Origin of the sequence: uncultured Salinicola sp. (genome assembly GCF_937921195.1) — a bacterium.
Taxonomy (GTDB): domain Bacteria; phylum Pseudomonadota; class Gammaproteobacteria; order Pseudomonadales; family Halomonadaceae; genus Salinicola.
Window position 1 is genome coordinate 1 of the sequence record NZ_CALFQK010000121.1, and the last position, 11,380, is coordinate 11,380.

11 protein-coding genes are annotated in these 11,380 nt (G+C 60.8%); 6 read left to right on the forward strand and 5 right to left on the reverse strand.

Annotated features, from left to right (window positions below; translation table 11 throughout):
- From Q0602_RS13380 to Q0602_RS13390, 3 genes are all read left to right on the forward strand, one after another.
- Positions 1 to 486 (forward strand): hypothetical protein (locus tag Q0602_RS13380; RefSeq protein ID WP_298844116.1); only part of this gene is annotated, 486 nt, incomplete at its 5' end.
- Positions 483 to 2,846, forward strand: coding sequence for a hypothetical protein (locus tag Q0602_RS13385; protein WP_160767409.1), 2,364 nt, complete (start codon positions 483 to 485; stop codon positions 2,844 to 2,846). The genes Q0602_RS13380 and Q0602_RS13385, both read left to right, overlap by 4 nt.
- Positions 2,843 to 3,394, forward strand: coding sequence for a hypothetical protein (locus Q0602_RS13390; RefSeq protein ID WP_230833274.1), 552 nt, complete (start codon positions 2,843 to 2,845; stop codon positions 3,392 to 3,394). Before Q0602_RS13385 ends, Q0602_RS13390 begins: the two co-directional genes overlap by 4 nt.
- A 50-nt stretch (positions 3,395 to 3,444) precedes the next feature.
- Here Q0602_RS13390 and Q0602_RS13395 read toward each other — a convergent pair whose 3' ends face one another.
- Positions 3,445 to 3,867, reverse strand: coding sequence for a hypothetical protein (locus Q0602_RS13395; protein WP_160767411.1), 423 nt, complete (start codon positions 3,865 to 3,867; stop codon positions 3,445 to 3,447).
- Between the two features lie 62 nt (positions 3,868 to 3,929).
- Positions 3,930 to 4,253: an antitoxin Xre/MbcA/ParS toxin-binding domain-containing protein gene (locus Q0602_RS13400; protein WP_160767412.1), complete on the reverse strand. Its 324-nt coding sequence runs from the start codon at positions 4,251 to 4,253 to the stop codon at positions 3,930 to 3,932.
- A gap of 248 nt (positions 4,254 to 4,501) precedes the next feature.
- On the opposite strand from Q0602_RS13400, the gene Q0602_RS13405 reads away from it, so the two are divergent.
- Positions 4,502 to 5,869, forward strand: coding sequence for a hypothetical protein (locus Q0602_RS13405; protein WP_202392501.1), 1,368 nt, complete (start codon positions 4,502 to 4,504; stop codon positions 5,867 to 5,869).
- Here Q0602_RS13405 and Q0602_RS13410 read toward each other — a convergent pair.
- Together Q0602_RS13410 and Q0602_RS13415 are read right to left on the reverse strand one after the other, a co-directional pair.
- Entirely contained in the window at positions 5,866 to 6,561 is a 696-nt protein-coding gene (locus Q0602_RS13410; protein ID WP_160767413.1) for a hypothetical protein, read from the reverse strand. The two genes, Q0602_RS13405 and Q0602_RS13410, sit on opposite strands and share 4 nt — an antisense overlap.
- Entirely contained in the window at positions 6,558 to 8,159 is a 1,602-nt protein-coding gene (locus Q0602_RS13415) for an adenylosuccinate synthetase (protein WP_160767414.1), read from the reverse strand. Before Q0602_RS13415 ends, Q0602_RS13410 begins: the two co-directional genes overlap by 4 nt.
- A 96-nt stretch (positions 8,160 to 8,255) precedes the next feature.
- Here Q0602_RS13415 and Q0602_RS13420 point away from each other — a divergent pair, with 96 nt between their 5' ends.
- Together Q0602_RS13420 and Q0602_RS13425 are read left to right on the forward strand one after the other, a co-directional pair.
- Positions 8,256 to 8,813, forward strand: a complete 558-nt coding sequence (locus Q0602_RS13420) for a hypothetical protein (RefSeq protein ID WP_202392502.1) — start codon at positions 8,256 to 8,258, stop codon at positions 8,811 to 8,813.
- Positions 8,814 to 9,359: 546 nt separating this feature from the next.
- The gene (locus Q0602_RS13425) at positions 9,360 to 9,653 is read left to right on the forward strand and encodes a hypothetical protein (protein WP_160767415.1); all 294 of its coding nucleotides are present in this window, start codon (positions 9,360 to 9,362) and stop codon (positions 9,651 to 9,653) included.
- A gap of 68 nt (positions 9,654 to 9,721) precedes the next feature.
- Here the strand turns inward: Q0602_RS13425 and Q0602_RS13430 are convergent, their stop codons facing one another.
- Positions 9,722 to 11,329 (reverse strand): recombinase family protein, encoded by a 1,608-nt coding sequence (locus Q0602_RS13430; RefSeq protein WP_298844151.1) that lies wholly within the window; start codon positions 11,327 to 11,329, stop codon positions 9,722 to 9,724.
- Positions 11,330 to 11,380: the final 51 nt, after the last annotated feature.

Consider the following 11,380-nt stretch of genomic DNA (forward strand, 5'->3'; position numbering starts at 1 on the left):
GAGCGGAATGACGCTGCAGCAAGGAGCGAACTCGCTTCCATCCCTCTCTTTCCAAGCAGTCGCGGAACCCCCTTTCACTATTCCACCTTCAACGGGCATTGGTTCAGACCAGCCATGGAAAAGGGCGGTGTGCTCATCCATTCCGATCAGGGCACCCGGAGGCCCACTCCCGGCTGGTACCGGCACGCCACCTACACCGCCGAGATGGAAGAGATCTACGCGACCACAGAGCACGAAGAGGACATCCCGGGCAAATGCGAGGAGCTGGGCAAGACCTTCGGGCACAATTCCGATCAGTCCGGCCGATACGCACCCCTCATAGAGAAGCGCAGGGCGATCGAGAAACAGTTCGATCAGATGGAGCGCCGCAAGGAGCGTCAGCGGGCGAAGAGGGAAGGCTTCGTGCTCCCGCGAGACAACAAGCTGGAGGATCCAGAGGCTGACCGGCTTATCGCGAACCTTCCGAGGCGGAGGACGGACGCGTGACCAAGGAGCGTGCCAAGCGCAGCACCAGGCGCACCAAGATGCCGCGGTTCGAGGTGGCTTCGTTCGCCATCCATCCCGATGATCGGGGCGAGATGACGGCTCGTCTAGGGGTGGATGTCGACGTCCGCACCTTCTGCAAGCCGATATGGGTCAGCTTCGCAGCATTCCAGTCCGTCTATGCCCTCAACCGAGGAACAGCCACCGAACTGCGCCGCGCTGGCATCTTCGAGAGCAAACGCTCAGGCAGCAAAGCCGGAAAGCCGACATACTGGATGCGCATCGATCCTTCGAAGGACATCCAGCGGGTCTACGAAGACTGGGCTGCGGACCTTCCGTTGCTCACGAAGCACAAGCAGTTCGACCTCTACAAATCCGTCCGCCGCTGGATGCGGGTCGTCGCCCGATACCCCCATCCGCACAACGTCCTGCTCGGTGCCGCCATCAAGCTGGAAGAGATCGGTTCCTTCCACAAGACCGAGATCGCCGCATTCCTCCCATTGCCGGAATGCGTAAGAGAATCCACCACACAAGCTCTCAAGGCCCTGTGTGGAGAAGCAGGCCGCAGACTGGCTCTCCAAGGGGCGGTCCCCAGTGTGGACAGTCTGTGCGAACGTGAACCGCGACTCCGCGCGATCCCCGAAACCCACTTCACGAACCCCGGTATCGAAGCCCCCTGTCCGGCGTCCCGGAGATGTCTGGGCCAGGTCGAAAGGATCTTTCCCGCCGCGTCCTCTTTCCTGTTCCTGTTCGCACCGAAAAGCCGAGCCCCTCGCCGTACGTCCGAGATCGCACGAGCATTCCTGCGCTTCGACCAGGAGTTCGCGAAACGACATCCCGAGTCCGATCATCGCGACCAGGAGGCGATCGGGGACACGCTGAAGCACATAATCACCGATGACGAATGCAGGTCGCGCTATCGCTATTACGTCCGGTACCGCCTCGTTTCATTCGTCCTGTCCAGCATGAGACAGATGAAGCGATGGATCGCGCATGCCGATCCAGAAGCGGCAGGAGGAATGGAAGACCTCACGCTCGCGACACCTGCCGACCTCGACGAGATCGTCGAATTGTTCCACGCCGAGTTCAAGGGCCGAAAGGGTTCTGCGGAAGGGCGGCGGAAAGCCCATAGCGACAAGGTCAGCGACGCGCTTCCGGAAATCGATGACTGCACAACGTTCAGGATGGAACAGCTCAAAGGCATCGAAGCCGGTCTCGATGCGGCCGCAACGAAACTGCCGGCCTGCGGAAGCCTGCGCTGCGCGATCGATACGACGGTGCTCGATGAGAAGGGCAGGATACTCAGCGGTAGCCAGAGGACCTATTGGACCATCTGGCGGGCAAGCGCGATCATCCCGACCATCCGGACGACCCACGGGACAGTGGTAGAAAGAGACGAACAGGGACTGACGAGCCTCGCAGCCCTCACCGAAAGCGGGGAAAGGCCCGATGAGATATTCTTCGAATACAATGGGTGCGTGCCGTTGGTAGGCGAACGAAGTGAAATGCCGTTCTTCGTTCTTCCCTTCGCAATGGCCACGATCGCAGCTCCGAATGGACTGGATGTCAGATCACGGCGTATCCGTCACAGGGCTCTCCTCCGAACGGGCCTACCCGCCTATACGGCGTGCTCGGGGGGTCTCCTGACCTTCGATAGGTGCGGTTGGAGCGTCTACCGTTACGCCTTGGCACGCAACAGGGTGATCGTGCCGGTCAAGGAATTCGGGACGGCCATGCGCTTCGCATCCGTCGCCTATGACCTGTCCAGGGACACGCTGGCGCGCCCTCATGAAGTCCTGCAGACCGTACAGGATGCGGACGGCTGGTCGGTGAAACGGGTGAGGGGGCAGGCCCAGGCGGGTTTCGAAGCGTTCCCCAAATGCGGACCGGGAAAGCCGTTGCCGAAAGAGCCCGTGTGGTTCCCGGTCTCGAACGATACCTTCAAGGGCGCCCTCGCGCTGGCCGAAAGAATATCGGGCATCCATGAGTACGAAAACGGGCACCTGCCCATGGTCACACCCCTGCCTGCGGTAGGATGGAAATTGCCTGGCGATGCCGCGCTGATCTTCCAGTGGAACGGCAAAGCCCTCCGGATGGACGAGATCGCCCTGTTCCTGAGGTACCTGCTGGTCGGGTGGCGGGAGGTACGTTGGTACGATCTGCGTCACGCCGGTGCGAACGAGATGCGAGAGGCCGGGGTCCCCATGCGTTACATCCGGGCGATGCTCAACCATTCCGATCTCAGGATCGCAGGCTACTATGCTCGTTGGACCAAGCGCCAGAAATCGACTGCGGTCAGTAACCGTGTGGCGAAGATGCGGACCATAGCCGCAGATGCCGAGTTCAGAAGGGCCGAAGCATGAGCAAGCGTCTATCGGATGGCTCGGGCGGACCGAAGCATATGAGGAAGCGGCGCGGTGTCGAGCGCAGAGAACGCGACAGAGCGATATCGAACGCCTGCGACAAGGCAGTCGCGAAGGACGAGTGGCCATCCCCTGCACTGATCGCTTCGCTGGCCGGCGTGTCGGAAGCGGTGGTCAGCCGAAGGAAGGAAATCCTGCGGCCGGCGCGCCTCCGCTGGGTCGAGAAGTTCGGACCCCACCCCCAATGGGGGGATGGCGAGCGGGACGCGTCCGGCGATCCCCGCGACGCGCGGATCGAAGCTCTGGAGCGCAGGGTCGAACATCTCACCGCAAGACTCGATTATGCCATCGCGCTCATCCGGCGCCTGCGAAAGCTGATCCCGCGCTTCAAGCGCGAGGCGAAGGAAGCGACGGCCGAGCGCGATGCGTTCATGGAATCCGTCAGGCCGCCGAACGTCCAGATGCTGGTCACGCGCAACGCCACGCAAGAGGGGAAGGGTGATCCCGGTCCGGTCCGCCGTCTCGTGACGCGTGGGAGCGACCGTTGAGCGGGGCACTCGCTGTCAACTGCTCTGCGCCGGCACCGGACAGCCCGAACCTATTTCTCGAGGCTAGTGCCCGTTTCAAGCAGCGCTTCTGCAGCAGAGATGAGAAGCCTTGCGTGATGCTTCGTCATCAGCCCTGCGTCGACTGCCGCCCTTGCCAAGAGCCTCACACCCGAACGCAGGTCATTGGTGGCCGCGTTCTTTCTCTCGTCGCGAGAAAACAAGGGATCAGGCGCGGGGTCCGGCATCTCCATTATCGATGGGTCCCATGAATCGATCCGTGAGCGCGTCGTAATCAGACGATGTTCTCGGTGAACGACCGCGATCTCCGCGTTCCAGGCGCCTAATGCCAATTGCGCCACGATGCGCTTCAACTGCCGCGGGGTGTCAACGCATTCGTAACGCAGGAACCGCCCCGACGATGTGACCTCGAGCCACTCAGCCCGCCAGCGGCCGATGGGAGTGGACCGCTTCATGCTCCCAGGCCTGATGTCTGCGCTGCAAGGACCATCATTGTGCGCGCACGGAATGACGAGACTTACGACGCAGAGCCGTGATACCGGCGTTCCAGCGAGACACGGATCAGTCGCAGCCCGGCTAGCGAGATCGCCAATTCGCACGGAACCGAGCCTTCGAGAAACGGATCGGACCGGCGAAACCAGGCTGCGGGATCTCTCTGTTCCGACCACGCGGCCAGACCGAGTACGGCATCCAATTGGCGCAGCTTCGCCTCGAAGGTCTCCTTCGGCGGCAGCGGCGCCAACAGCATCTCCAGTTCCCTCGTGCCGATGCCGAAAAGAGGCGCCCTGGCCTTAACCCTACCGGCAAGATGGCTCACCTCGTCGAATTGCGGAAGCTGCATGGCTCGTGTCCCTTCAAGAAAGCGATCCCGTCGAGCAGATCAATGCAACTACTTTAAAGTAGTTCCCGGGGTGTTAGCCATCTCCCGGACGATGCCAGCCAAGCCAACGGTCGGTGGGCACGCATCGCAACGGCCGAAAAGGCATCCGTCGAGCAAGAAACCGCCATGCCAAGCCGAGGCGGTCAATCGGGCATCGTGGGCCGAACGAGGTTGAACTCCGTCAACTCACAAGCGAAAGGAAACGCATCATGCATCACAAGGACGCGATTCTCGACTCTCTCGCCATGCGGGGAAACGTCGCCCAGTTCGTCGCCTTCCGTCCCGATAGCGGGAAGGCGAGGCAGAGCCACTCGCGCATCGCCGGTCACGAACCCAATCAGCTTTATCTCGATACCCACGAGGCTATCGAGACACTCCTCGCGGCGAGCGCAGACCATTCGGTCAACGTGCGCAGCTATCTCCCCAGCGATCCTCGCAGCCGGGAGTTCGTGTATGGATTGAAGAGTGCAAAGGAGGCCTGCAGGACGGTCGAGCGGCTCACTGCGGAGGGCCTCCATACGATCGTGAACGAGACGGTCGACATCTCAGATGGCGGCGTATCCGGGGTACTGCAGGGTCAGACGCTCGAATTCTCTCCCGACGACACTCCCAGATGCGTGGAGAAGCCCGGGACGGCTTCGATGCCGTTCGAGAAAGGCATGGCGCTTCTGGAAATGGTGTACGGGTTTCGCCCCGATCTCGACGCGGCAATCGGAGAACGGACCGAATTCAGCATCCACCCACGGCCCATGGGTTGGAAACAGACCCACACCTTGCTCTGGGAACACGAATTCGGTGCTCCTTCGGTTGCCGGTGGCGAGGTGACCTGGCCGAACAACTTCAGCCGAATGATCGGCGACAAGGCATTCGGCCTCATGATTGCGCACCTCGCGGGAGCGTGCGTGCCGAGGACACTCGTGATATCGAGACGGATCCGTCCCTTCGAGTTCGGCAGATCGACCGGTGAGCAGGAAGTGTGGACGCGGACCTGTCCGACGGAGCAGCAGCCCGGTCTCTATACGACGGTAAAAGGTTGGATCGACCCTTTCACACTGCTGCAAAAGGAGGATCCGGAAGGGGACCAGATCGCATCCGTGCTCTCACAGGACGCCGTGGCAGCCGGCTATTCAGGTGCGGCAATCACCACGGCGGATGGCGGCTTCCTGATCGAAGGCGTGCAAGGCGAGGGCGATGAATTCATGACGGGCAGGGTCCAGCCTGGCGATCTTCCTCAGGAAATCCGGGCGGACGTGGAGAACCTGAACCGGCGTCTCTCCTCTTCACTGGGCCCCGTCCGCTTCGAATGGGTCCACGACGGCAAGACGGCCTGGTGCGTCCAGCTCCACAGGGGTCAGAGCGTCAGTACCCGAAGTGTCATAGTCGACGGCGAGACCGAAAAATGGTTCGAGTTCGACGTTTCGTGCGGGTTGCCTGCGCTCCGCGACCTACTCGCAGAGATGCCGCGCGGGGCTGGCGTCCTGGTCGAGGGCAAGGTGGGTCTTACAAGTCACATAGCCGATGTGCTGCGCAAGGAAGGACGGCCAGCCCGTTTCACGGCCACCAAGACCCACGCCTAAGGGTGGTCTTCGTCCGTGGCGTCAACGCTGCGCCAGACTTCTCCGAGCAGTCTGTCCTTCTCGGCCTCGTGGACCGCGAGGACGTACTCGGACACGTCAGGCACCCCACTCTCGACCAGGAGTTCGACCACATTGCCATACAGGCCGCGACCCGCCTTCCGGCGTTCCTCGAAAGGGAAATCCTCGATCCGCCGGAACGTGCTCTTGCCTCGGGGCAGGGGGGCATAGATCGTGGAGCCGCTGTTCATCGGGCTGAGCAGGATACGATCCCGGTAGGCATCGACAAGCTTCGCGGTATCAAGGGTGAGCACCGTCTGCTTCCGTCCGCGGTACGCTCGTGCGTCCAGGAGATTCCAGACCCGTTTCCGTGACAGCCAGAAGAAGGATTTCGAATTGAGTGTCCGATACCAGTCGGAAGGCTGAAGCCCATCCTCCAGGCACTTCTCCAACGCGCTGTCTCGCATCGGCTTCTGGTCACGCAGCACCGCACCGGGCAGCCCATCCGCGGAGAGCGGGACAATCTCCGGCCGGTGCCGGGCGAAATGCGCCTCCCGTTCCTCGCCTTCGATGCCGTAGAGATCGAGCAGCGCCTCCACGCTCAGCAGCCCGTGCTCTACTATCGCCGGCCACGCGCCCTCATGCGCCATGTGATAGAGGCGTGGGTATTTCTCGACGAGGGTATCGACTTTCACGTCCAGGTTCCTTTCTCCAGAACGCCATCCTTTGCGAACGCCTTCGAGACGTAGGCGACCGGGACGCCGGTTACCATCTCAAGCTTCCGGATGAACGCCTGGGTCTGCTCGTTCAACGACGCGTAGTCGGTCGCCTCCCGGTTCTCGACGCCGAAGTAGTCCGCGAAGGTGAGGGCGATCTTGGTGGCGCCGTTGAGTTGCGCCGAACGCCGAATGCGCGCCCAGTCGAACTCGGCAACGCGGCGCTTTCGCCCGGACACCGTGCCGCGTTCGGTCTTGTCGAATTCCTCGATGGGAATGTTCGACCGCTCCTGGATCGTTTCGAAATCAATCACCTGACCCATCGCGCCGGACGGTCCACCTACGCGGATCGGATAGGTCCGCACGACCATTATGACATCACGCACCACGTCGAAAGAGACACCGGCATCCGCCAGACAGCCTGAGCTCGACGTCTCGCGCGAGGTGACATGGGGATAGCGTCCGTGATGAATGCTGAGTTCGGTACCCTGAGTGCCTTCGAGCATGACCAGACGGCCTTGCGCCAGCATGGCCTCGATGACTTCACGCGCGGAACGGACGTAGGGCCGCAGCTGCTCGACATCCCGCGCGAGCTTGACGGGAGGGCCGAAGACCGGATCACCACGATTGAGGATCTTCCGAGCGGCGGCAGCGCCGACGCCCTGTGCCGTCGTCGCGATCCGATTCAGGCCGCGTTCGGTATCCCCGGCCTCGATACGACGATCTTCATCGTCGATCACGATCGCCTGAGGATCGATCGTCAGTCGTTCAGGCGTCACATCGTGATCCAGCATCTCGAGCATGAGCTGCGGCAGCCAGAGCGTCGAGCCGGCTGCGATGACGATCTTCGCGTTCGGGTTCGACTTCGATCCTGACGGGAACTGCACATACTTGTACTTGGGATCGGCCACGCGATGGCCGGCGTTCGGGCCGCCGATGCGTACAAGGCAATCGTAGTTCTCCGCCAGATGCGCGCAGACATTGCCCTTTCCCTCGCTGCCGTACTGTCCGCCAACTATCACGTCGAGCGTGCGCTCGAGGCGCGGTGCCGGCTGACCCAGCCAGGCCATCGCGGTGGCAGCGAGTTCCTCGCTGGTCGCGGCGGAACCATCCAGGACGAGATCCGCGATATCGGCCAGCGTCGACACCTGCGCCTCGGTACCATGGGCGGCGGCTTGCTCGTAGGTATCGAACTCGCGGACATCGGAGGCCCGTGTCATGTATCGCTCCTCGAGCACTTCGTGGTCCGCGTAGAGATGGATGTGGACGAGTTTCCCGCCGAACCTTGAACGCAATGCTGCGACCTGCTTTGCGATGCGGGCGGAATCAAGAACGAGGATCGGAGCGCTGGATGCTTCCACCACTGGTTCCACGGCGTCGGCCACCCAACCGCCATCGGTCTCGCGGTCGAGCCGATCTCCTGCGTCCTGAAGCGCCCGCCGCTCATTTTCGCACCCGGTCGTATCCAGGATATACGAGCGAGTTGAGATGCGTTCTGCACCGAATGTTTCCAAAGCTTCAAAGAAGCTGGATTTGCCTACGCCGATCGGTCCGGACAGAACAATCAGGTGCTTCATGGAATCACTTCCTTCCTGTTTTTGGTTTTGACCTCATGCATCCTATAATTGCCTAGACAACGCCTCGACGCACCGCACGTGACAAAAGGAACCAGCGTGAACATTTTCTCACCTACCCTGGCCATCGTCTCGCAGAAGGGGCCGACGATCATGCTGGCGAGCGGCAAACGTTTCGATCTCCTCGATCCCTCTGGCAGCGACTTCGACATAGACGACGTCGCCCACGGACTCGCCCACGTTTGCCGCTATGCTGGGCAATGCAGGAAATTCTATTCCGTCGCGGAACATTCCATCCTCGTCAGCGAGACTGTCGCTGACTTTGCGTACGAGGCACTTCTGCACGATGCCGCAGAAGCCTTCATAGGCGACATCACGCGTCCCCTGAAACAGCTGCTCCCCGACTACAAGGCAATCGAGGCCGACATTGAAGAAGCGATCAACGAGCGGTTCGGATTGAGCAAGGCGGCCAAACCGGTCATCAAGGAAGCGGATCTGCGGGTCCTGGCAGCCGAACAGATGCAGGTCATGGCTCCCGAATGTGCGGACTGGGCGGTCGAGGCCGGGATCGCACCAGCCGATATAACGGTACGTGGTCTCCTCCCTCAACAGGCAAAGGCCGAATTCCTCCGCCGTTTCTCGGACTTACGACCCTGAGCGACCGCCCCCGGCCGCGCCGAGGGGCATGTACTACGCTGCGACCGAGATCGAAGCTCGATCCTGCCGTGAGACCATGCAGTCATAATCGGTGCCGAAACTTCCGCAGGCCAGCCCGCGATGATCTCAGCCGATCCACCGGACGTGTGCATCCACATGTAAGGGAAACGATGCTGGCAGCATCGATGTCCAGCTACCTTTCAAAGCGCCTGGAAGCGGATCCGTGGATCACAATCCACTAGCAGACCGAGGTCGGACCACTCGACGGCGAAGAGCACCTGACGGGCATCACGGTGCGTCACCGGGCCGATCGTACCCATGAACTGCGCGACACCTGAGCATAGTTCATCATGGCCGGGCCGCCCCCGGTACGTCGTGGCTCGCCTATTTCGTCAGACTAGACAAGCACGGCCTCGTCATCACCGGTTCCTATACGGATGCGGGCTCTGCCTACGAACGTCCCGGCCGGATGTCCAACGCAACCTCCCCATCGAAGAAACGCTACGTTCGATCCATCGGGATCTGGGCAGATCGCAGAGCATCCGCATGGAGGATGGAAATCATATCATCGTCTACTGGAAGAACGGAGTGCTCACAGGGACATACATTCTCGGCGATGGCATCCGTTTCCAAGAGCGGCGGATCAGGCTCGACCTTGGGAACAAGACCGTGCCGAAGACCGCCAAAGGTCGCGAAGTCGCGGATGTGATAGAATGCAAGCCTCGGCTTCCGAGCGGCGTGCGCATCGAGACGGTACACAAAAAGGAGGCTGTCGGTCAGGAACTTGCTCTCGAAGCGACCCCCATACCGTTCGACTCGCAAGGCAATCTGCTGAGTTAACTTGTTGAGTAGCGATCGCTGACGATCTCGTGCCGATCGCTACCCATCCTCATCCGACGTCGCGCGGATCACGACATTGGATCGATGGGTCCTCTGATCCACTCAGTGCCGCCGAGCATGTCATTGTAATCTATGGTCACCGACCATTCGTTTCCCACAATCATCGTCACCCCTACCGTGTCTGGACCGTGGAACCGCAAGTCTGTCACCAATGCGAAGATCGCCGATCTGACCTTGGACCGAGCCTCGAATCTCACATCCCCGTCGTCGGCGTGCAGGGATGCACGGAGACCGTTGATGCGTTCCCATTGCTCCTCCTTGCTGGGCGCGTGTTTCAAGGCGAGAAGCCTTTCTCGAGCTTCCTCCAGCTTTGTCGAGGCAATATCGACCTCATCTGTCAACGCGGTCCAGGCAACCTGTGCTTCGGGCCTCCCGGTCTCTATGGCGATGCGTAGAGCGGAATCGGCCTTTGCCTTGGCCACCTCCCATATCCGTTCCAATTGCGCGATCTCGATCTCGTTTCCACGCAGCTCGGACTGCGATGCCGCATGGTCTTCGTGAAGAGCCTCGAAGATGATGGGGTCGAGGATGCCATTCTCCCAGATCGTGTAGTTGTAGTGGGTGCGGTTTTGGCATCCGCGGCCCCGTTGGTAGCCGTCGCAAACCAGATAGTCTTCGTTCACCCATGAGCCGTCAGCGCGTTGCTTCCTGCCTTTGCTCCTGAAGATCATCTTCGACGAGCAGGCGTCACAGCGTGCGAGACCCGAAAACAGATTGACCAATCGTCGACCGCGGCCGGTCGAAACGCGAGACCTTTCTTTCATCGCGAGCATTGCGCGGCGATGGAGGTCTGCATCGATCACTATTGGATAGTAATCGAGGATCACCTCCCCGGTCATCATCCTTTCGCCTCCACGCGCCTTCTGGGCCAGGTGCAATTCACCGATGACGGCCGGATTCCGAAGTATCTTCTGAACATAGCTGGCGTGCCAGGCTTCGGCCCTCCCGAACGGCGGCACGCCGTCCAGATTCAAGTTTCGCGCAATATGGGCTTTCCCGAAGCCGGCAACGGTCTCCTCAAAAATACGACGAACGATCTCGGCTCGTTCCGAGTTGGGTATAAAGACCGGCGGCGAACCCACCACATCAAGCCAAGCAGGCGCACGGCGGGTCATCACGAACTTCTCGCCGCTGTTCAGACGGCGCCGCTTCGCCGCCCAAGCCGCACCCAACCTCTGGCTCTTCTTCTCGGATTCTTCATGACTGAGCTGGGCCTTCACCACCACCTCGATGATTGAAGCCATGTCGAAATTGCCCTTCGAATAGCGACGGCTCCCATCGACAGTGGCAACAGTAACACCGGCCTCGGTGAGGTTCATCATCCAAAGGAACACCTTCCCCGGCTCCTGCCTCGAAAGCCGGTCCAATTTCTCGCATAGCAGGACGACCCCGTCCGGATACCGTCCGGCGTCCACCTCGGCGACGAATCTCCCTAAAGCACCGGTTGATGCATGCTGCCCCTTGAAAGCGCTGATACCATCGTCAACGAGTTCATCGACTACCGACCATTCGTTTTCCGAAGCGTGGCGACGACAATCGTCTCTTTGCCGTTCGAGTGTCGATCCGCGTGATTGTTCAGCGCTCGACCACCGCATGTAAATGACACAATCCATCATGGCTTCTTATCGCTATTTCCGATTGAAGTGTAGCCATACCGTAACTGAGCA

What these genes read in the sequence shown, in the direction of transcription:
- Q0602_RS13390 (WP_230833274.1), top strand. Translation starts at nt 2,843, where the DNA reads ATGAGCAAGCGTCTATCGGATGGCTCGGGCGGACCGAAGCATATGAGG.
- Q0602_RS13395 (WP_160767411.1), bottom strand. Translation starts at nt 3,867, where the DNA reads ATGAAGCGGTCCACTCCCATCGGCCGCTGGCGGGCTGAGTGGCTCGAG.
- Q0602_RS13400 (WP_160767412.1), bottom strand. Translation starts at nt 4,253, where the DNA reads ATGCAGCTTCCGCAATTCGACGAGGTGAGCCATCTTGCCGGTAGGGTT.
- Q0602_RS13405 (WP_202392501.1), top strand. Translation starts at nt 4,502, where the DNA reads ATGCATCACAAGGACGCGATTCTCGACTCTCTCGCCATGCGGGGAAAC.
- Q0602_RS13415 (WP_160767414.1), bottom strand. Translation starts at nt 8,159, where the DNA reads ATGAAGCACCTGATTGTTCTGTCCGGACCGATCGGCGTAGGCAAATCC.
- Q0602_RS13425 (WP_160767415.1), top strand. Translation starts at nt 9,360, where the DNA reads ATGGAGGATGGAAATCATATCATCGTCTACTGGAAGAACGGAGTGCTC.
- Q0602_RS13430 (WP_298844151.1), bottom strand. Translation starts at nt 11,329, where the DNA reads ATGATGGATTGTGTCATTTACATGCGGTGGTCGAGCGCTGAACAATCA.